Origin of the sequence: Bacillus sp. VT 712, assembly GCF_001614195.1 — a bacterium.
Classification (GTDB): Bacteria; Bacillota; Bacilli; order Bacillales; family Bacillaceae_H; genus Priestia; species Priestia flexa.
On sequence record NZ_LWBK01000013.1, the window covers coordinates 109839 to 130310 of the forward strand.

At 37.8% G+C, this 20472-nt stretch carries 21 protein-coding genes, 1 pseudogene and 1 riboswitch; of the genes and pseudogenes, 6 read left to right on the forward strand and 16 right to left on the reverse strand.

What is annotated here, in order from left to right; genetic code table 11:
- The 3 genes from A2U94_RS08520 to A2U94_RS08530 all read left to right on the forward strand — a co-directional run bounded on the left by A2U94_RS08520 (position 1) and on the right by A2U94_RS08530 (position 2106).
- Positions 1–822: an ABC transporter ATP-binding protein gene (locus A2U94_RS08520; protein WP_025909653.1), complete on the forward strand. Its 822-nt coding sequence runs from the start codon at positions 1–3 to the stop codon at positions 820–822.
- A 14-nt stretch (positions 823–836) separates the two neighbouring features.
- Entirely contained in the window at positions 837–1622 is a 786-nt protein-coding gene (locus tag A2U94_RS08525) for an alpha/beta hydrolase (protein ID WP_035320619.1), read from the forward strand.
- Between the two features lie 205 nt (positions 1623–1827).
- Positions 1828–2106 carry a Fur family transcriptional regulator gene (locus tag A2U94_RS08530; protein WP_025909651.1) on the forward strand — a complete coding sequence of 93 codons (279 nt, stop codon included), beginning with the start codon at positions 1828–1830 and terminating at the stop codon, positions 2104–2106.
- A gap of 74 nt (positions 2107–2180) precedes the next feature.
- Here A2U94_RS08530 and A2U94_RS08540 read toward each other — a convergent pair.
- Both A2U94_RS08540 and A2U94_RS08545 read right to left on the reverse strand, forming a co-directional pair.
- Positions 2181–2928, reverse strand: a pseudogene (locus tag A2U94_RS08540) (PLP-dependent transferase).
- Positions 2929–3163: 235 nt separating this feature from the next.
- Positions 3164–4333, reverse strand: coding sequence for an IS701 family transposase (locus A2U94_RS08545; protein ID WP_062954511.1), 1170 nt, complete (start codon positions 4331–4333; stop codon positions 3164–3166).
- Positions 4334–4600: 267 nt separating this feature from the next.
- Between A2U94_RS08545 and A2U94_RS08550 the strand changes: the two genes are divergently transcribed.
- Both A2U94_RS08550 and A2U94_RS08555 read left to right on the forward strand, forming a co-directional pair.
- Positions 4601–4867, forward strand: a complete 267-nt coding sequence (locus tag A2U94_RS08550) for an RNA polymerase sigma factor (protein WP_224840068.1) — start codon at positions 4601–4603, stop codon at positions 4865–4867.
- Positions 4839–5723 carry a DUF4030 domain-containing protein gene (locus A2U94_RS08555; RefSeq protein WP_025909857.1) on the forward strand — a complete coding sequence of 295 codons (885 nt, stop codon included), beginning with the start codon at positions 4839–4841 and terminating at the stop codon, positions 5721–5723. Before A2U94_RS08550 ends, A2U94_RS08555 begins: the two co-directional genes overlap by 29 nt.
- A gap of 260 nt (positions 5724–5983) precedes the next feature.
- On the opposite strand, the gene A2U94_RS08560 is transcribed toward A2U94_RS08555, so the two are convergent.
- The 14 genes from A2U94_RS08560 to A2U94_RS08625 all read right to left on the reverse strand — a co-directional run bounded on the left by A2U94_RS08560 (position 5984) and on the right by A2U94_RS08625 (position 18512).
- A complete protein-coding gene (locus A2U94_RS08560) occupies positions 5984–6214 on the reverse strand; it encodes a hypothetical protein (RefSeq protein ID WP_025909858.1) in 231 nt (76 codons plus the stop codon).
- A gap of 38 nt (positions 6215–6252) precedes the next feature.
- Entirely contained in the window at positions 6253–6798 is a 546-nt protein-coding gene (locus A2U94_RS08565; protein ID WP_025909859.1) for a hypothetical protein, read from the reverse strand.
- A gap of 318 nt (positions 6799–7116) precedes the next feature.
- Positions 7117–7281 carry a hypothetical protein gene (locus A2U94_RS08570; RefSeq protein WP_153301192.1) on the reverse strand — a complete coding sequence of 55 codons (165 nt, stop codon included), beginning with the start codon at positions 7279–7281 and terminating at the stop codon, positions 7117–7119.
- Positions 7282–7371: 90 nt separating this feature from the next.
- Positions 7372–8355 (reverse strand): DMT family transporter, encoded by a 984-nt coding sequence (locus tag A2U94_RS08575; protein WP_025909860.1) that lies wholly within the window; start codon positions 8353–8355, stop codon positions 7372–7374.
- Positions 8356–8483: 128 nt separating this feature from the next.
- Positions 8484–9131: a GntR family transcriptional regulator gene (locus tag A2U94_RS08580; RefSeq protein ID WP_025909861.1), complete on the reverse strand. Its 648-nt coding sequence runs from the start codon at positions 9129–9131 to the stop codon at positions 8484–8486.
- A 135-nt stretch (positions 9132–9266) separates the two neighbouring features.
- Positions 9267–10040 carry a YtvA family blue-light photoreceptor gene (gene ytvA / locus A2U94_RS08585; protein WP_025909862.1) on the reverse strand — a complete coding sequence of 258 codons (774 nt, stop codon included), beginning with the start codon at positions 10038–10040 and terminating at the stop codon, positions 9267–9269.
- Between the two features lie 162 nt (positions 10041–10202).
- Positions 10203–10691 (reverse strand): QueT transporter family protein, encoded by a 489-nt coding sequence (locus A2U94_RS08590; protein WP_025909863.1) that lies wholly within the window; start codon positions 10689–10691, stop codon positions 10203–10205.
- An 8-nt stretch (positions 10692–10699) separates the two neighbouring features.
- Positions 10700–10744: riboswitch (PreQ1 riboswitch) on the reverse strand.
- 412 nt (positions 10745–11156) lie between these two features.
- Complete coding sequence (locus A2U94_RS08595) at positions 11157–11993, reverse strand: formate/nitrite transporter family protein (RefSeq protein WP_025909694.1); 837 nt, start codon at positions 11991–11993, stop codon at positions 11157–11159.
- A gap of 55 nt (positions 11994–12048) precedes the next feature.
- Entirely contained in the window at positions 12049–12819 is a 771-nt protein-coding gene (gene cobA, locus A2U94_RS08600; protein ID WP_025909693.1) for a uroporphyrinogen-III C-methyltransferase, read from the reverse strand.
- Between the two features lie 64 nt (positions 12820–12883).
- Positions 12884–13210, reverse strand: a complete 327-nt coding sequence (gene nirD / locus A2U94_RS08605) for a nitrite reductase small subunit NirD (RefSeq protein WP_025909692.1) — start codon at positions 13208–13210, stop codon at positions 12884–12886.
- 23 nt (positions 13211–13233) lie between these two features.
- On the reverse strand, positions 13234–15648 hold the full coding sequence (gene nirB, locus A2U94_RS08610) for a nitrite reductase large subunit NirB (protein WP_025909691.1): 2415 nt from the start codon (positions 15646–15648) through the stop codon (positions 13234–13236).
- Positions 15649–15946: 298 nt separating this feature from the next.
- Complete coding sequence (locus A2U94_RS08615; RefSeq protein ID WP_025909690.1) at positions 15947–16882, reverse strand: metal ABC transporter substrate-binding protein; 936 nt, start codon at positions 16880–16882, stop codon at positions 15947–15949.
- Between the two features lie 2 nt (positions 16883–16884).
- A complete protein-coding gene (locus A2U94_RS08620) occupies positions 16885–17766 on the reverse strand; it encodes a metal ABC transporter permease (protein WP_025909689.1) in 882 nt (293 codons plus the stop codon).
- The gene (locus A2U94_RS08625; RefSeq protein WP_025909688.1) at positions 17763–18512 is read right to left on the reverse strand and encodes a metal ABC transporter ATP-binding protein; all 750 of its coding nucleotides are present in this window, start codon (positions 18510–18512) and stop codon (positions 17763–17765) included. The genes A2U94_RS08620 and A2U94_RS08625 overlap by 4 nt, the downstream gene beginning before the upstream one ends.
- Positions 18513–19587: 1075 nt before the next feature.
- Between A2U94_RS08625 and A2U94_RS08630 the strand changes: the two genes are divergently transcribed.
- Positions 19588–20457: an ISNCY family transposase gene (locus A2U94_RS08630; protein ID WP_025908656.1), complete on the forward strand. Its 870-nt coding sequence runs from the start codon at positions 19588–19590 to the stop codon at positions 20455–20457.
- Positions 20458–20472 lie beyond the last annotated feature (15 nt).

Below are 20472 nucleotides of genomic sequence, written 5' to 3' on the forward strand. Positions count from 1 at the left end.
ATGAGCATTCTCCGCGTAGAAGATTTAGAAACTTGCTACGACAAATCACCTATCTTTCAAAACTTAAATCTAGACATACAAGAAGGAAAGATTACAACAATTATTGGACCAAACGGCTGTGGGAAATCAACGTTATTAAAAACAATTGGACGAATTTTAAAGCAAACAAACGGAAAAGTGTATCTACAAGAAAAAGACTTAGCAACGATCCATACAAAGGAGATTGCTAAGCATCTTGCTTTACTTCCACAGCACCCAACAGCTCCAGGGCAGTTAAAAGTGGAAGAGCTGATTTCATACGGAAGATATCCGCATCGTAAAAATGTAAATAAACTTACAAAACAAGATCAAGAATTAATTAATTGGGCCATGGATATTACCAATGTTTCGGATTTTAAGAACCGACAAATTGCTAATCTATCGGGTGGGCAGCGCCAAAAGGTTTGGCTTGCAATGGCTTTAGCTCAAGAAACGGATATTCTACTATTAGATGAACCGACTACGTTTCTTGACATGTCTCATCAGCTTGAAGTTCTTCAAATTGTTGAAGAACTCAATGTAGAAAAGCATTGTACAGTTGTAATGGTGCTGCATGATATTAATCATGCAGCACGCTTCTCTGATGAAATCATCGCAATGAAACAAGGAAAGCTAATAAACGTAGGAAAACCTACTGAAATCATTACACCTGAAACACTTAAAACAGTTTTTGAAATCGAAGCACGCGTAATGGTGGACCCATATACTGGAGCTCCTGTTTGCTTTAGCTATGATAGCTTATCATCTAAAAAGCCTACTTTAGATATGTACGTCACAAACTGAATGAGGAGATTTCTATGAGCAATTCTACTTATCAACCAAACTCTAGTACGGAATCTTGGTCCATTACTTCTAAGGTAGATCAAACACAATATGAAATTGTGATTTCAAAACCCCTACAGCCTCCTCCACCTACAGGCTATCCAGTAATTTACGTATTAGATGGAAATGCTTTTTTCCAAACGGTTAAAGATGCCGTTCGTTTGCAGGCTAGAAAAAGTGAGAAAACAGGGGTATCTCCTGCTGTTGTAGTAGGAGTTGGTTATGCAACGGACCAAGATTTTGATACCGCTAACCGCTTGTATCATTTCACTCCTACTTCGAGAAGAAGTATAGATGCGGGAAAATCAGGTGGGGCTAAAAATTTTTTAGCATTCATTGAAGAGGAACTAAAACCACAAATTGAAAAGACTTTTTCTATAAATGTCTTGCATCAAACTTTATTCGGACATTCTTTAGGAGGATTATTTGCTTTATATACGCTGTTTATTAAAGCTACAGCTTTCCAATATTACATAGCAATTAGCCCTTCTATCTGGTGGGATAACCGCTATATCCTAACAAGAGTAGAACCATTTATGACAAATCTTCACAAACAAAAAAACAGGCTGAATCTATTTTTAGCAGTGGGCTCTAGAGAAACTGACTTTATGATTTCTGATTCAAGTGAACTATTTCATACGTTATTTCCCGCTACAAGCAGCAACCTTAACGTAACGTATTATAAAGCTGATGAAGAGAATCATATTTCAATGGTTCCCTCGGTTGTTAGCCGCGTGTTAAGATTTATATCAAACAGCTAAATATGAACAGTCTTTATTTCTAGTAAATAAAGACTGTTCTCGATTATACTTGTTTAAACAAGTATTTAAGAAATACTGTTTTTGAAGGATATAAAATAATACAAACCTCTAGTCCCAACAATCATTAAACTACTTTTATCACTGTACCTTTATGTCCTCCTCAACAGATTTGACTGACTAAAAATTTTCAAGGAGTATATAAACCATGTCAACAGACGAATATTTACTTTTTTTAAAACAGAACGGTTATCACATAACAAACCAAAGACGCGTCTTAATCTCTTTTTTTTGTGACCGCCAAGATGCCGAGCTGTCTGCTCAGCAAGTTATTGATCACTTGAAGAATACAAATAAAAGAATCAGCTTCGATACGGTTTATAAGAACTTATCTTTATTTGTAGAGTTAGGATTCTTAAACTGTAGAGAAGATGAAACAACAAAGACATTTTCATTGAATATAGTTGACTCTCCTGTTTACTACTGAGAGAAGTTACTACATTTACTCAATACAAAGAGCAAAAGGGTTCGCAACCATGAACACTTTTGCTCTTTTTCTTATTATTCTTGGCTTAATTCTATCGCTTGCTTAAGGTCATCAATAATGTCGTCAATCGCTTCCGTTCCATTTGATAAACGAATTAACCCTGGCGTTACCCCGCTTGCTATCTGTTCTTCAAGTGTTAGCTGTTGATGCGTCGTACTCGCTGGATGAATAATTAATGACTTGGAATCTCCTACGTTCGCTAAATGAGAAAATAGCTGAACCGAATCAATAAGCTTTTGACCCGCTTTTTTTCCAATCAAACTTGCCGCTGTCCACAATGACACCACCGATTGTTTCTGCGAAAATGGCTTTTGTTTTATCCGTAATGGCATGCTCAAAATTGCTAGCGTCACTAGCATCTACAAAATGCACCTTGATGCCAAGCTTCCCTAACGTATGGGCGAATAGATTGTACGTTCCTCCGTAAATACTGGATGACGACACAATTTCATCGCCCGCTGACGCAATGTTTAAGATTGAAAACGTAATTGCCGACTGACCGGATGCTACCGCGAGCGCTCCCGTTCCTTTTTCCAGTAGCGCTATTCGCTTTTCAAACACGTCCGTAGTTGGATTCATAATGCGGCTGTAAATATTTCCTTCACTCTGTAAGCTGAACAAACTTGCTGCGTGTTCACTATCATGAAACACATACGAAGACGTTTGGTAAATTGGGACTGTTCTTGATAACGTCGTCGGATCAACTTCCTGCCCTCCGTGAATAGCTACTGTTTCAGGCTTCAATTCTCTTTTTTGTGTCATAATGCTTTCTCCCTTGTCTTGGTTTTAACATAAGAACATTCTTTTACATAAATGCACAAAATCCTTTTTATTTTTACAACAAGGCAAATTATTTTTTCTATACCATTTTTTAGTTCACAAAAATGAATTGAATGATTTGCTACAATAAATCAGCTTAAACTGATATACCAAGTTTTACTGATAATGAGCATTTTTCGATACAAATATTTCCATTCGATTAGAAATGATAGGTACCCTATGCCACTTGGAGCTCATTTTTAATTTGCTCAAGTGACGTTCCATTTGTGGTTTCACGATACACAAACTCAATGATACTGCCGATTTTTTGTTTTCTTATGCACTGAATGGCTAGGTTAAAGGCAGCCTTTCTAAGGTACATCGCAAAAACATAGGTGAACTGGACAATGGTCCAAAAACGCTTAATCGCTCGTTCACTCCGGACTTGATAACCGTTAAAGCCAACCATGCCTTTGACCTGTTTAAAGTAGGTCTCGATGCTCCAGCGTTGACTGTAATACGATAAAATTTGTTCTGTTGTCAGTTCTGTATCGGTGCTTAAAAAACAACGCATACGCTTAGGTTCCATGGGATATTCTTCCTTCCAGCACATTAATACGACACCCATATCAAGATCGTTTAAGGCACCTTCGTACCGGTAGACTCGATAAGATTCATGACCGATTGTCACTAAATCAGTCTCTTTTTCTCTAATATAACGGGCGAATTCTTTCGCTTGAATTCGAATCCCTTGCGGATAAAGAATACGGTTTGTTTTTAAGGCACCAATCACATGAATCCCTTTTGACAACGCAACGTCAATAATGGAACCAGAGGTGTACCAACTATCACAAAGTAAGTAAACAGATGGCTGAAGCGCTGGAACACGTTTAATCATCTCTATGGAGAGTTTAATTTTACTTTCCGTTGTTTCTTTATGGAATAGCCGAAACTCGTATGGATATGCTTGGTCACCGTTTTTCAACATCAGTTGGACGACTTGATGACCCCAAACGCTTTTACCGTCTGTGTGTGAAAAGTGGTACCCGCATGATTCTGTCGGGGTGCTTGCCTGTGACGAAGGCTTGGTCTTTTCACAAATTGTGTCATCCAGTAGTAGAAAAACCGGTTCATCTTGATCCATTTTTTGAAGAATCTGTTCTTGGGTCTGTCGAAGCAGGTAGCCTTCATTCCATGAACCTTTTTTCAAGAAATGGCCAAGAGTCGTACGATGTTTCTTTTGATGACTAAACGAATGAATTTCCGTTAGTTTACCTGTAAACCCCACACTCAACATTCCATCTATAAAGTGGGTTAAGTGGTTGATGACAGGTTTTGAGAAATAAAAGGGCAGCTTCCATTTTATTAAGCCATTGTAGATTTCTTCTTGATGTGATAGTCTATTCATTGGACAAATAATGCTCCTCTGGATGGATGATTGGGTCAGAGCTTTCATTCTAAACCAGGTTTGCGTATTTGTCTTTTTTATTTTATAAGATGGAAATATTTTGAACTGAATTTACTCATTATCAGGTTTTATTTTTATTAGCAATCAACTAAACTTTTTATTGATAAAAATAGATATAAACCACAACTTTTCTCTAACTCTTTCTTCTAAACAATAGATTTTAACAAAAAGGAGCGTCAATCACTTGGTCGATTTACCAAAAAACAGATTTCTCTCTGGTACGATCAGTACGGTGAAGCAGTCTTTAAGTTTATCTTTATGATGATTAAAGACTACCAGCAAGCAGAAGATTTAACCGAAGAAACCTTTGTAAAAGCATACGTTCATATCGATGCTTTTCAAGAAACAGCGGACATTCTAAACTGGTCAGAAAGCAAAGTGAAGTCTACTTTATTTCGGGCACTGCACGGCTTAGAACGACAGCTTCTGAAGGGAGATTATGAATATGACAGCAAACCAAGACAAACGCAATAAACATATTTTCAAAGAGTTAGATGCAAGCTTTTCGCTGAGCGAATCAACGAGGAAAAGAATGAAGCAAAATATTATGGTGGAAATTGACCAAAGAGCTACAAGAATTCATTCACCTGTCCGAAAGAAACCGTTTCAAAAGAAGCTGCTTTATACAAGCTTAGCCACATGTCTACTAGCAGCTTTGTTTATTGGTTCAACCTTTGTCTCACCTGCCATGGCTCAGGTAGCTTCTAAAATCCCTTACCTTGGAAAGCTTTTTGAACCTGAACCAATTACAGATATAATCTTTGATACCTTAGAGAAACAAAACTATAAAGTAAGCAGTGTAGGAACTGTTTATCCAGACGGCAAAATCATGGATGACATACAACGAACATTGAAAGCTAAAGGATACCATTTAGTAACGATTGGAATTACTACTCATGTTGATAAAGATAATCACGATAGCTATTCTATTGACCTGGAAATAGCGGATACAGAAACAAGAACAGACGCTATAAAAAAAGAAGCGCAACAAATTTTAAAGAAATATGATCAAGCAAACACGGACATTACATTTACAAAAGTAAACGGACCAAAACGCGAACAAGACGGACGCTGGGGAACAATCGTTACCACAATAGGGGATGGTTTACTAAGCAAAAAGAAATATGAAGTCGTTGGAATTGGTTATTCAGTTAACCCATCTCCGCACCTAAACATTACAATATCTCGTCAAGAAGAACCGCAGCTATTTGCAAAAGAACTAGAAAAAGTTGTAGAGGAATTTTTAGAATCAGATAAGATGAAGAAACAACTTCAAGGTGATTCATATGAAGTTATTATTCAAAATGAAGCTGGGGAAAGGTTAAACTAGTTTCATAAAAAGCACCTATTTTAGGTGCTTTTTTGTGTCTACTCTTTTACAGGTTAATACAGTTCGTTCCCCTTGATATAGATGGGCGCCTAAAATTTCTAGTGAGACAATAATTCTTTTTCCATCCACTAAAATAGTTTGTTCAAAAGCTCTTAAACTTATAAAATTAAAAGTAATAGTTATCTCAAATAGATACTAGGTTGTAAAAACAAAAAGAAGTCAATCTATATTCAGATTGACCATTTAAAAGAGTAATTACATCACCCTTTTTTATTTTCTATCTCTTCTGATACTTTATGAATGCTTTTTATATTTAGAATCCATAGGATACTTACTCCTACGTAATATATGCCTATTATTGATAGATTATCTGATAAATTAACCCAAATAGGTTTTGATAAGCCAAAATGCCCCCAAATAACAGCTATAAGGAAAAAGGTTAAAGGAGTGACCAGGTGGACCATCCCATATAAAACTTTGCTAAATTTCATAATTTATTCCCCCTTAACTTTTAACAATTTCTTTCTTACTATCCATGTTTATAGGTGCACACTCCTCCATAATAAATTAAAGTGCCTGCTAAACCAACAGCATTTGAGCCTACGGCAAACTTCACTAGTAATTTAGCCGCTTCCTTATAAGCTTTCTTTTCAAGATATGCCCATAACCCACCTTCAAGTGCAGCTGTGACCATCGCTACTCCGAAATGGTCTTTTATAGCTCCTATCATACATGATTTCCAAGCTTCGTTTGATGCCGTTACCATTAAATTCCCATTTCTAGATTTTGTGTTTTCAACTGGCTGAAGACCAACCGTTAACATCTCAATTTCATCACGGACTTCCTTTCCAAATTCATCTTCAATCTTTTCAAAGTCAAATGTTCTTAGTCCATTTTCTACGACCAAAGCTTCTTCCATCAAGAACTCAAGTTGAGCTGCTAATTCCTCCACTAGTTCTTCTTCCGCAGGAAATCCTTCAGATCCTTTTGCTTGCAAAGGAAAGCAGAAAGCAACAAAAAGTGCAAGTATCAATGTTGGGACACAAGTTAATCTTATTGCTTTGTTATTTATCATTCTCCCTAACTCCTTTTTGGTATTTTATTACACAAATTTAATATTAAAGCACATTTGAACCTGCTTCATTATGAAAATATAAAAAAGGAGAATCGATTCAAATTAATACAAGATAATGGATTGATTAGGTAATAAAAGCATTAGTTAAAAAATACTAAAAACTCTTCACATTAGCATTTAAAGGGCTTTCATATAATAAATAACTTTTTTCAAATATTCATGTAGTACAGATCTAAGCTTTCCCACCAAAATCAAAACCACAAGAAAAAACCGAGAAGCATTTACATCTTCTCGGCCTACTTTTACTGTAAGAGCTTCCTATATATAATACATGAGAGAATCGTCTTGCTCACTCTGCTTGTTCATATTTTGTGCATGTAACGACTGCGTAGATTGGACCTTATTAACGCGCTTCTGACGATTGGAAAACAGTAAACAAACGGAAAGAACGGAAGCTACTAAGCCTACAATTAAGGCACTCACCTGACATTCCTCCTTTATAGAATATATATATTCTATTTTACCACTAATGTACGTAAATGAAGCCTTTTTCTCCAAAATTTCCATCTGCTTTTACAGAGTTGTTGCTTGCTTCATTTCTTCCTTCGTCTCTTTATTCCCTTTCCTACTCGATACGTAGCTATTTAGCGCCATACCAACAATAACAAGTACAATTCCAATGCACGAAACGTATGTAGGTAGCGGCATGCCAAGCAGAATCATTTCGCCAAGTAGCGCAAACAATACTTCAAGCGACTGAGTAGCTTCGACTGCTCCGAGCTTTTTCATATCACCTTTGACCATATTGGTTGCTGCAAAGAATAAGACCGTCGCAATAACGCCTGAAAACAAAGCAACCCAGCCCGATTGAATGACCTGTGAGGTGCGAGGTGGCCCAGCGGTAATCAAACCATAAATCGCTAAGATAATCCAAAACGGTAAACTTGCAATTGTCATTCCGAGCACGCGCTGGTAAGCATCTAAGCGGTTGGATACAACCACCATCATCTTACGATTGCCAAGCGGATAAGCAAAAGAAGCAACTAAAATTGGCAATGTACAAAGCAGTACGCTCACAAGCGATAGTGTTGTTGCGTGTTCAATTTGCATAATGGCGACGCCAAGTAAAATAATGAGGGCCATCGCTAAGCTTTTAAAAGGTATTTTTCCTTTTACTTGAATAGGTCCCTTACTCGTTTGAATCGTTTCATAAAATAAAGGAGCTAGAAGCGAACCTGAGATAATCGTAATTTGCCACGTTCCCGCAATTAACCAGCTCGGACCGTAAGCACTCGCATAGCAAAGCGGCGCGTAGAATAACCCAAAGCCAATCGTGCTCCACATAACCCACTGCATTGGCGCTTTTTTCATTTCCGCAAACGTAGCGGAAAGTTTTTTCCTAGCGATGACGATGATCAACAGTAGTGGAACCATAAAGAAAAAGCGTAAGGAAGCACTCCAAATCCAGCTTCCACCTTCAACTTCCATCATACGATTTAAAACAAATGTAAACGCAAAGAAAAACGCCGAGCACACGCCTAATATAATTGGCTTCAATTCCCTAACCCCCGTATGTAACACATAATAATGTAAATAAATTGTAAAACCAATATATCGCATTTTGGTTATTTATTCAACGCTATTTTTAACTCATAAAAAAGAGCCCTCACGCTCGTGATGACTCTCTACGCTAATAGCTCTCCAAGGCTTAGCCAATTTTTCTCTACGAGATTCGCTGCTTGGAGCGGTTCCTGACTTTGACACACCTCAATAATTCCTTTGTGCTCGCTTACTGATTTGAATCCTTTCTCAGACGAAAACTTAGCTACTTCCAACCGGTAAATTTTTGACTCACTGCGCTCTAGTGCTAAGAGAATTTCAGGGTTATTCGCAGCTTCTAAAAACACGCGGTGAAAGGCTTGATCTGCTTCGATGGCGCCGATGATATCATGCTTTTCCACCGCACTCTGCAGCGCAGCATTATGATGAGCTAGCGCTTTGAAATCTTCTTCTGTCAGATGCGCAACGGCAAGCTTAGTTGCCAATGCATGAAGAACGGCAACTACGGTAAACGCGTGCTTGGCTTCTTCAGGGTTTAACGAAGATACTTTAGTAATGGAGCCTGGAATCGATTCAACAAGCCCTTCATCTTCCAAGCGTTTTAACGCTTCTCTTACCGGCGTTCTGCTGACGCTAAATTTTTCAGCTAGCTCCTTATCATTCAAGCGCTGGTCCGGTGGAAACTCTAACGTAATAATTCCTTGCTTTAAAGTTTGATAAATTTCTTCTCGCAATGATAAACGTTTAATGGGTTTAATCAATTCTCTTTTCATAAAACCAATATATCAAATGCTGGAAGTTTGTTCAATTCTGTACTTAGTCACCTTTTAAGTTAGGCTTATATGTATATATTACCATTTATAAACAAAAAAAATCCGCATTGTTTTACGGACTTTTTCGAGAACTTATTATGCATACCCAAGCGCTTTTAAAGCGGCTTTGACATGCGTATAGGTTTTTAAGACTGTAAAGTTTACTTGAAGGTCTCTCATTTTTTTCGCTATAGAAGGCATGATGCCTGTTATGATTACCTGCGTTCCGGTAATGGTAATTAAATCGTGCAGATTATACATGTAAGCTACTACATCTTCATCCATTTCCAATAAACCTGAAAAATCGATAATAAAATGATCATCTTTACTTTCATCAATGTATGTTGATACTTTGGATGCAATCATATGATATCGCTGTTCATTCAAAACACCAACAATCGGTAGAACAGAAACCCCGTCTTTCACTGGAACAATTGGCGTTGACATCTCCTGCATCCTTTCATAGTAATCATAAATCACTTCTTCTTGCTTCATTTTCCCCGTAATGTCCTTTTGAATCCCAATAAAATAAAGCTCATCATCAATCCATATTGGATCAATAAATAAGTCGTTCCAAAAAGGTTGGCTTTCTTTTGTATAGTTTAAAATTTGTACATTGACCGACTTTTTTTCGCGGATAGCATCTCGAATTTTTCGTACCGTATCTCGGTCGGTATTTTCCCCTTGTAAAAAGCGGCAGTTCTGTCCTACGATTTCTTCTTTCCTGTATCCGGTAAAACCTTGGTTCGCATAAACAATCGGATTATCGGGCAAAGCAGGGTTGGTTAAAATTAATCCAGTTCTTGTAAAGTCTAGGGCTTTTTTAATAAATGCTAGTTCTTCTACCTTATGATCATCATTTGCAAGCAAGCTCTTCTCTCCTTCTCAAGTATAGTATAAAACATGACTTTTACTATGTATTAACGTACTTAACAACTTCTCTCTAATTCTGTCATATCTTGTGTCTTTTTTCTATAAATTAAAACCATTTAAATATGAAAAAAGCTTACATCTCTGTAAGCTTTTGTAGTATTAATCGATTAACTTTGTAAAGTTTACGCGCTTATGAATTGCCAGCATCACTGGAATTCCAACAAGCATCACTACAAATTCACCAATCGCAGTTGTTAACCATGTTAGTAAAAATGGAAAACCTAGTGCTAAATGAAGCTCAAACGCGATGATAAACATCGTAAACGTAAAGATCAGTGTATTGGTAACCATACGAGCAACCGTGCCCTTGGCAAACTTCATCGCAAAGATCATCAGTAATAAGGAAATTAAAGATTGTCCTACGCCAAATACCAAATCATACGCCACCATTGGTGAGAAGAATAAATTGGCTAAAAATACGCCTAGCACAATTCCATACAAATACTTCTTATTAAAAATAATCAAATGATTAAACATTTCCGCAATACGGAACTGAATATTTGTAAAGCCAAACGGCTGAATAAACATCGTTACCGCAATATACATTGCCGCAATAATACCGTTGACTGCAAGTGTTCTTACATTCATGCTGCATACTCTCCTTAGTTTTTTTACGTGGGATGGTTCCGAACCACGTCTTACGCAAATACTAAAGAATCATACAGCAATAAATTATATTAGTCAAGTATCTCAACCCTCTTTCGGTTACTGATCAAAATTCAATCTAAAAAGAGTTTGGGACATAACAAAATGATTGCTTCTAAAAGACGAACACTAGCTGTTCCCATCTCTTTGGTTTGTCTCAACACATTCGTTCCATTGCGCTACGGTCACTCGCTTTCCGCGGGGAGGAACCTGAGCTTCCTCGCTGCGCTGCGGGATCTCCGTTTTCCCTCTCTTTCCCGCAGGAGTCGAGTGTCCTACGCTCCATTCCACCCTGTTTCCAACATTGTTTTCACAATCAACCAAAAAACCTGAACGATTAAAAGTTATGAACTCTCAATCGTTCAGGTATAGTAGAGGCTGAACTACTTATGTCTCAGTCTCTTTCTGTTACTTTGATAATGTTTCTTCTTTAACGATTTTTGGAATTTTCACTTCTTGAATACGCCCTTTTTCCATTTGCTTTTTATTGATAAACCAATATACGCTTCCTACAAATAAAGCGCCGCCTACAATATTCCCAAGCGTAACCGGGATCAGATTATGTAGCAGTCCAGCTAATGATATCGTTTCAGGGTGCGGATGAAGTAAAGCCAAACCAAGGAATGTCATGTTTGCAACGCTGTGTTCATAGCCAGATGCAACAAAGGCAAACAGCATCCAAAAAACTAACATAATTTTGGCCGCATCGCTTTTGGTTCTCAAAGCTGTCCAAATGGCTAAGCAGACGAGCCAATTACATAAAATCCCTCGAAAAAAAAGTTCGCTCATTGGCAGGTTCATTTTCTTTGCTGCGGTTGTCAGTAATAAATGTGTATCGCCTACTCCTTTAAACAAACCAGTTCCAACGATTAAGAGACACAATACGAACGCTCCCAATCCGTTTCCAACAAAGCACCACAGCCAATTTTTCAACGTATCTTTCCACGTAGTAGCACCTGATAATGTACTGATTGTATAAAACATATGATTGCCTGTAAACAACTCGGCTCCGGCAAACATAACAAGTAGTAACGCAATGGCAAACGATAAGCCCATAACTAGTGAGACTATTGGTAATGATGCTTCGGCTAACGGAGCACCAACTGAAAGAGCTAATACTACACCAATTCCGACATAAGCACCTGCAAGTATAGACAACAGTAAATAGCTCGGCAATTGTTTATTCACTTGATTTGTTTTTTGACGAGCTATGTCCGTCATAGACTCGATTGACGCTTTAAACACGCTTATCCCTCCCCTATTTCGTTAAAATTCTCTGATAAATTATATAATAAAAATATTACGCGTACACTTCTTGAAGTTTGGACTTTGAGAACCAGGAGAGAGTCGCTGATTGTTTTACCACTTCTCCGACCACAATCAGCGCTGGATTACTGACTTGTTCACTAGTGGCTATTTCTACAATCGTTCGCAGCGTACCAATTAAAACCCTTTGGTTAATAGAAGTACCTTCCTCAATCACCGCCACTGGTGTCTCTATGGACTTACCACCAGCTAAAAGCTGTTCACAAATATACGGTAAGTTTTTAACTCCCATATAAATAGCAAGCGTATCAACGCCTTGAGCTAGATGATGCCACCTAATATTTTCCGGAGTTCCAGTTAAACCGTGTCCGGTCACGATTGCAAATGAACGGCTTAACTCTCGATGGGTGACAGGGATTCCAGCATAAGCAGGAGCAGCAATCCCCGCTGTAATACCGGGGATGATTTCAAACTCAATGTGATGCTTAGCTAATACTTCAGCTTCTTCGCCTCCTCGCCCAAAAATGAAAGGATCTCCACCTTTTAGCCGTACAACTATCTTTCCTTGCTGGGCGTAATGTAATAATAAATCTTGAATGACTTTTTGAGGAACACAATGATAACCAGGCGTCTTTCCGCAATACACAAGTTCTGCTCCCCCTTTTGCATAGTGTAAAAGATCAGGATTTACCAGCCGATCGTATAAAATAACATCTGCTATTTCTAAACACTTTCCTGCTTTAATGGTTAACAACTCTGGGTCGCCCGGTCCCGCTCCAACAAGATAGACTTTTCCTTGTCTCATTCTCCGCTTCACTCCTTCGGTATAACTATGATGGCATGTTTAATAGATGATTTACAACAGCTTATTAATCTTCTAACCACAGATATACAAGCTCTTCTTCAACAGATGTTCGGTATGACTTTACTAAGCCAGTATCAGGTTCATGAACACGCCCGTTGTCCAAACAAATTTTCCAATCATGCATAGGGCAAAATACCGAATCACCGCTCACTATTCCTTCACTTAATACGCCACCTTTATGAGGACATCGGTTATCAACGGCCTGAATTTTACCGCTTGATAGCTTAAAGACAGCAATTTCTTTTTGATTCACTTTCACGGTTTTACCTAGGCTTTCTGGAAAATCATGAATTGACCCAAGCAACACTTTTGTTATGTTTTTGTTTACCATCTTTTTCTCCTCCATTTGTTTTGTTATGATGTTACAACTGTCTCAAACAATTCTTTTTTTGCTTGCTTGTTCTCAACGATTTCCTTCCATGGATCTCGATACGTAGATAAGGCTTCATCTATACGAAGGTTTAGTTTCTTTCTTTCCTCTACATTATCAAGAATAGCCTGAACGTTTTTAATACCGATTCGTTCAATCCAAGCTGAAGTACGCTCTAGATAATTTGCCGTTTCACGGTAATATTGTAGATAAGCTCCTGTAATTTCCATTAACTCTTCGTCTGTTTTCACCTTATATAGCAAATCGCCTCCTCGTAAATGAGTGCCTCCATTACCACCAACATAAATTTCCCAACCACCGTCTATTCCAATAAAGCCAATATCTTTAAAGCCTGATTCAGCACAGCTTCTTGGACAGGCCGATACAGCCATCTTTACTTTATGAGGAGTCCATAATCCTTCAAATTTCTTTTCCAGCGCAATCCCTACTCCCATCGAATCCTGCGTACCAAAGCGGCAAAATTGTTCTCCAACACACGTCTTCACCGTTCGAAGTGATTTGCCATAAGCATAACCAGAAGGCATATCTAGCTCTTCCCACACTAAAGGTAAATCTTCTTTCTTTACACCGAATAAATCTAAACGCTGTCCTCCCGTTACTTTTACAAGCGGGATGTTGTATTTATCAACCACGTCAGCAATGCGTCGTAAATCATCTGCGTTCGTGACACCTCCGTACATTCGAGGAACAACAGAATACGTACCATCCTTTTGGATATTAGCATGCATACGTTCATTTACAAATCTAGATTCTCGTTCATCTACATAGCCAGTTGGATTCACCATACCTAAGTAGTAATTCAATGCTGGACGACACTTAGAACAACCTTCTTCGTTACTCCATCCAAGCACACTCATCACTTCACGCGTATGAGATAAGCCTTTTGCTCGAATTTCCTCTACCACCTCATCTCGAGAAAGAGATGTACATCCACATATCGCTTCCTTTTGAGCTGCTCCATCAAACTCACTTCCAAGCGTGTGCTGAAGCAATTCAGCAACAAGCGGCTTACACCCTCCGCACGAACGTGAAGCACTCGTACAGGCTTTAAGCTCATCAACTGATGTACAGCCTTGATTTTGAATAGCTTCTACAATCGTTCCTTTCGATACGCCATTACATCCACAAACAATATCATCCGCACTCATACTTGCTACCAGACTTCCGCTTCCTTGCCCGCTTATTGGTTGTAGAATTGAAATCTTCTCCACTTCCGATACGTCCTGTTGCTTTTGAATCATGGAAAACAAGCGGTTTCCATCACGGCTGTCACCAAATAAAACGGCCCCTACAATTTGATTTCCTTTTAAAACAATTTTTTTGTAAATACCATCTTGCTCATCGAATACCTTGATCGATTTCTTTTGTTCATCTTCTATAAAATCACCGGCTGAAAAAACATCTACGCCCGATACCTTTAACTGAGTGGATAGAACAGACCCTTGATAAGGACGTACATCTCCTCCACAGATCGTTTTAGCTAGTACTTTTCCTTGCTCGTAAAGAGGAGCTACCAACCCATAAACCATACCTTTATGCTCTGCGCATTCGCCTACGGCATAAATGTTGGCACTACTCGTTTCCATATAATCATTTACCACAATTCCACGGTTGATATGAAGACCCGCTTTTTGAGCAAGTTCAGTATTCGGTCGAATGCCTGCTGCCATTACTACAAAATCTGTTTCCAATAGGCTTCCGTCTGAGAACTTTAACCCTTCTACGCGCTCATGACCCGTGATTTCTTGGGTTTGTTTCTCAAGCAAGAAACTCATCCCTTGCTGTTCTAACTCTTGTTGAAGCAACTTTCCAGCAGTCAAATCCAACTGACGCTCCATTAAATAAGAGGATAAATGAACAACCGTTACATCCATTCCTAAGTTTAAAAGTCCTCTCGCTGCTTCTAAACCTAATAATCCGCCTCCAATTACAGCTGCTTTTTTATACTGCTGAGATGCTTTTACCATTTGATTCGTATCGCTTATATCTCGAAACGTTGTAACGCCTTCTTTCTCTACTCCTGGAATTGGAAGAATAAATGGCAGAGAGCCCGTTGCTATGATCAGCTTATCGTAAAATTCAATCCTCCCTTGATCCGTACGTATTTCTTGATTAATTGAGTCAATGCTTATAACCTTTTCTTCTATATAAAGAGTAATATCGTTCTCCTCATACCAGTTCCAGTCGTTTAGCGTAATGTCTTCTACGCTTGTATCCCCTTGTAATACTTTAGATAACAAGATGCGATTATAGTTTGGATGTGGCTCACTCCCAAATACAGTGATATCAAATATTTCAGGGGACAAACTAATAATCTCTTCAACTGCTCGAATTCCAGCCATCCCATTCCCAATTACGATTAACTTCTCTTTTCTCATACTTCATTTCTCTCCTTTGCCTTCATTATTTTCGACTAAAAGATGCATTTAAAATGAATGTTTGAGTCTAATTTAAAGCAATTTTCCGAAAAGTTAAACAATTATGTTATATAATCTAACATATTTTATTAGTTTATTGAGTAAAAACCACCATCGATTTTTCAATTTTTTACTAATAAGCAAAAAATATCCAAACGATCGAAAGTGTTTAACTCGCGATAGTTTGGATATATCATTAGCTGAAATATTTATGACTCAGATTCTAGTATAGCGTTGAATTGTAAAAAAAACAGCTCACTTATTCTTGTAATCCATTAATAATCGTTTCCGTATTCCACTTCATCATTTTTAAATACGTGTCTCCGTCTTCCCCTGGTTTCCCAAGCGAATCGGTAAAAATTGTGCCAGCAATCGGAACCTGCGTTTCTTTGGATACCGTTTCCATACTTCGTTTATCTACGCTTGTTTCGACAAATAAAGCTGGAATGTTATTTGTTTCAATTAAACTTACCACGTCTCGAATTTGATCGGGCGTACCTTGGCTTTCTGAATTAATTTCCCAAATATAACCTGTATTTATTCCGTATGCATTTCCAAAGTATTTAAAAGCTCCTTCGCTTGAGATTAAGAAACGCTTTTCTTCAGGAAGCTGTTGGATCTTATTTAATGTATCATCGTGTAGCTTTTGAAGTTCTGCTATATACTCTTTAGCATTTTTTTCATAAAATTCTTTGTTATCTGGATCCTCTTTAATAAGTGCTTTCTTTACATTTTCAGCGTATAGGATTCCATTTTCAATGTTCATCCACGCATGTGGATCAGGCTCTTTTTCTAATCCTTTTGTTTCTAGATAAATAGGTTTTACCCCTTCACTCACTCGATAAACAGGCGCGTTCTCACCTGATTTATCCGCTGTTTTCAATAATTTGTTAAACCAAGCTCCACCTTCTTCTAGATTTAACCCATTGTAAAATACAGCGTCTGCATCCGTCATCTTCATTACATCTTCTGGAAGCGGATCATATTCATGCGGGTTCTTTCCAATTGGAACCAAACTATGAATCTCAACTTTTTCTCCACCGATTTGATTAACAATATCATAGATAATGGAATAAGTCGTAACGACTTTCAATTTGTCACTGTTCGCTTCGTTTCCATTGGTGCCACTGGAACACGCAACTAGTGCAAAGACTAGTAGACTAATGACTGATAACAACCAAATTTTTAATTTCATCTTCATCCTCCAATCGACTTTGAGAGCTCAGCTCGATTTCTTTTTATTTTTATCATTCTCCAAAACAGCCCTTGTGAAGGTGAAAAGAAGAATGCTAACGCAAATAAGAATGTTGCCACAATAACAATACTTGCTCCTGAAGCAAGGTTATATGAGAAGCTAAAATATAGCCCTACTATAGAAGAAAGCGCTCCGATACCAGCTGCTAAATAAATCATGACCCATAACCGGTTCGTTAATAGGTAGGCCGTAGCCGCAGGCGTAATGAGCATGGCAACTACGAGAATAATTCCTACAGTTTGAAGAGAGGCAACTGTCACCATCGTCAAAAGAACCATGAGCCCGTAATGAATCCATTTGTTTGGCAAGCCGTAGCTTTGTGCCATAGTTGGATCAAACGTCGACACCAAAAGCTCTTTATAAAACACATACACCAAGCCCATAATAACGACACCGATAATGAGTGTAGTCCACATATCAGAAGAGCGTACAGAAAGCACATTTCCAAACAAGATGTGATAAAGATCAGAACTGCTTTTCATAAAGGTAATTAAAATAATCCCTATAGCAAATACGGACGTAAACATAATACCAATTGCCATATCATGTTTGATACGACTATTTTGACTAACAAAGCCAATTCCAATCGCAGTAATAACTCCCGTTAAAACTGCACCGATAAAATAATTCATTCCCATCATGTAGGAGATAGCAACGCCTGGAAGAACAGCGTGTGAAATTGCGTCTCCCATCAGTGCCATTCCTCTTAAGACAATAAAACAGCCAATCACTCCACAAATAACTCCTACCATAACGGACGTTAGCAACGCTTTTTGTAGAAAGCTATATTGCATCAACGCATTCATAAATTCTACAACCTTCATGATGAATGTACCTCCGTTGGATGATTAAAAAAGAGTTCTTGATTTACATAGGCTTTTACCATCACGGCTGGTTCGAGTACGCTATTTACTTCTCCATAATGAATCAATTCTTTATTCAATAATAATAATTTATCAAAATAGGATTCTGCTTTACTTAAATCGTGATGTACAACGACCGTTGTTTTTCCTTGTTGACGTAACTCTCGAAGAATAGTGATAATGGTTTCTTCACTCGTTACGTCTATTCCAACAAATGGTTCATCTAAAAAAAGGACCTCTGCTTTTTGAGCAAGCGCTCTTGCTAAGAATACGCGTTGCTGTTGACCACCTGACAGTTCGCCAATCTGACGGTGTTTAAATTCTTCCATTCCTACTTTGTGCAAACACTGTAACGCCCAACTCTTATGCTCTTTCTTGGGTCTTTTCATTATTCCCAAGGATGGATACGTTCCAATTAATACAACATCTAAAACGGTAATCGGAAAATCCCAATCAATCGTACTTCGCTGTGGAACGTAAGCAATTTGTTTCCTAGCACTTCGAATATTCTCTCCCAGGACTTCAATATGTCCTTTATCATTTGGGATTAAATCCAAAATAGCTTTCATTAACGTTGATTTACCAGCTCCATTCGGACCAATAATTCCAATAAGCAGCCCTTTCTCAATCGTAAACGAAACGTCTTTAACCGCTTGATTACCTTGATACGATACAAACAAATCTTTTACAACGATTGCGTCAGTCATTTTATATACTCTCCTTTTTATTGGATTCATTTAACTTTTTTTCACACAGGCAAAACTCAGGTAAAAAAATATAATACTCACGTATTACGAGTATATCAATAAATATTTTTCCCAAGGGAAACTTTTTTATATTAATCAAATTATATAGCCCATATGCAATTTTGTAAACATCCTCTTATTAAATTTAGTGGAAAAAGCACTAAACATAGAGGATTACACTAAAATCCACATCGTACATGTTTTTATTCGGCTTAAAAAAGTGAAATAAAACGATTTTATTGATATTTTATGAATGAGGGAATAAAATGATACCAAATATTTTACCAAAGGAAACTTTTTAGACAAAGGTAAATTATTTAATAAAGATCCCCATCAAAAGTAGAAAAAAGAATGAGAGGTAGCCTAGAACTACTTCTCATTCTTTTTATTGTTATTTCATTGGAAGCTCTTGCACAGAAGGTTGACCAACTTTATTTATCTAGACATAAAAAAGAGCCATTATGTTTCCAACAATGACTCTCATACTTTTTTATTTTCTAAAGACTATTATATAGCATCATTATGACTATCTAGCGAAATAGGAGGTCTCTTTAAAGGAACCTTCCAGTGCCACCAGTTGAAGATTCTAGCGATGATGATACACCCAAGGAAGATTCCGGTACAAGTTCAATGCTATCCGCTCATTAGCATTGCGGGTCCTGCCGACCGTGCAAATAATTCTAAAAGAGTACTTACAAATGTTAATCCGTTTACAACTTATTTTGTCGGTTATAGCTCTTCCTCTTATATTATATAGTTTCATAACAAAGGATTATACTTTGCAGCCCTACGCGACGTTACTTTTCGGTTTAATCATGTTAATAATAGGACTGGTACAATTTCAAAATAAAAGTAAAGCTTTTTCTACATGTATGGTAATTACATGCTTAGATAAAAGGTGGATGACTTGCTCTTACACAATATAGAGGGTGTTGCAAAACTCATAAATATTCAAAAATGAATGCATAAAAGAATCCGTCTTCTTGGAAGAATGATAGTACCCTAAACTATCTCCAGAAAGGACGGATTTACTAGTATGATAACCAATTTCGAAGAAAATCAATCCCTTTTACACATTTTATTTGCTTACGTAGACAGTTTAACAGTGGGACCTGTTCCAGCTGGCACAGGTCGTCCGCCTATTTGTCGTAAAGCCTTACTCAAATGTTTCTTCGTAAAAACTGTCTTTCAAATCCATTCCTTACGGAAATTAACTCGTTTCTTACATCAATATCCTTTATTTCGTGCATTCTGTGGTTTGTCTGCCGTTCCTCATATCTCTACATTTTCACGTGTAGGTACTTGGTTTCGTGAGAAAGGCATCTCATTGATTCATGAACACGTTCTTCAAGAAATGAATGTAGGGCTAATTCCATGTGTTTTAATCGACAGCACTGCTTTACGGAGTAGTCTATATGACTCGCAAGCAAAGTGGGGAATGTCTACCCGATACCGTTGGTATAAGGGCTATAAGGCTCATATTTGTTCCACACCGGAAGGTGTTATTTTGTCATACGCTTTTACAACAGCAAATGTACATGATAGTCAAATGGCTCCTGTATTGCTTCAACATGTAAAAGATCGAAACGTTTTGTTTTCGATTGCTGATGCTGCGTATGATAGTCAGCATATTTATGAAGCTGCAAGTGCATGCAATATCTTTCCTGTGAATCCACTCAATCCACGAAAAGGGAAACAGACGAAAATTTCTCATCGTCGTGTACTATCAACTTTTTTACAAACAACGTTTGGCAGACAATTGATGAAAGAGCGTGGAAAAATTGAACAACAGTTTAGTAAACTAAAAGATCAAGGGTTGGAGCAGCCTCGTTGGTATGGACAAAATCGCTATCTGTTGCATGTTCAGCTAGTTTTTCTGATTCATAACATTGCATATTTATTTTAGTTTTGCAACACCCTC

Coding starts and splice junctions, on each gene's coding strand:
- A2U94_RS08545 (WP_062954511.1), bottom strand. CDS start 4,333: ATGAATAGACTATCACATCAAGAAGAAATCTACAATGGCTTAATAAAA.
- A2U94_RS08530 (WP_025909651.1), top strand. CDS start 1,828: ATGTCAACAGACGAATATTTACTTTTTTTAAAACAGAACGGTTATCAC.
- A2U94_RS08520 (WP_025909653.1), top strand. CDS start 1: ATGAGCATTCTCCGCGTAGAAGATTTAGAAACTTGCTACGACAAATCA.
- A2U94_RS08560 (WP_025909858.1), bottom strand. CDS start 6,214: ATGAAATTTAGCAAAGTTTTATATGGGATGGTCCACCTGGTCACTCCT.
- cobA (WP_025909693.1), bottom strand. CDS start 12,819: ATGAGACAAGGAAAAGTCTATCTTGTTGGAGCGGGACCGGGCGACCCA.
- A2U94_RS08625 (WP_025909688.1), bottom strand. CDS start 18,512: ATGACTGACGCAATCGTTGTAAAAGATTTGTTTGTATCGTATCAAGGT.
- A2U94_RS08555 (WP_025909857.1), top strand. CDS start 4,839: ATGACAGCAAACCAAGACAAACGCAATAAACATATTTTCAAAGAGTTA.
- A2U94_RS08565 (WP_025909859.1), bottom strand. CDS start 6,798: ATGATAAATAACAAAGCAATAAGATTAACTTGTGTCCCAACATTGATA.
- A2U94_RS08525 (WP_035320619.1), top strand. CDS start 837: ATGAGCAATTCTACTTATCAACCAAACTCTAGTACGGAATCTTGGTCC.
- nirB (WP_025909691.1), bottom strand. CDS start 15,648: ATGAGAAAAGAGAAGTTAATCGTAATTGGGAATGGGATGGCTGGAATT.
- A2U94_RS08580 (WP_025909861.1), bottom strand. CDS start 9,131: ATGAAAAGAGAATTGATTAAACCCATTAAACGTTTATCATTGCGAGAA.
- nirD (WP_025909692.1), bottom strand. CDS start 13,210: ATGGTAAACAAAAACATAACAAAAGTGTTGCTTGGGTCAATTCATGAT.
- A2U94_RS08590 (WP_025909863.1), bottom strand. CDS start 10,691: ATGAATGTAAGAACACTTGCAGTCAACGGTATTATTGCGGCAATGTAT.
- A2U94_RS08615 (WP_025909690.1), bottom strand. CDS start 16,882: ATGAAATTAAAAATTTGGTTGTTATCAGTCATTAGTCTACTAGTCTTT.
- A2U94_RS08630 (WP_025908656.1), top strand. CDS start 19,588: ATGATAACCAATTTCGAAGAAAATCAATCCCTTTTACACATTTTATTT.
- A2U94_RS08620 (WP_025909689.1), bottom strand. CDS start 17,766: ATGAAGGTTGTAGAATTTATGAATGCGTTGATGCAATATAGCTTTCTA.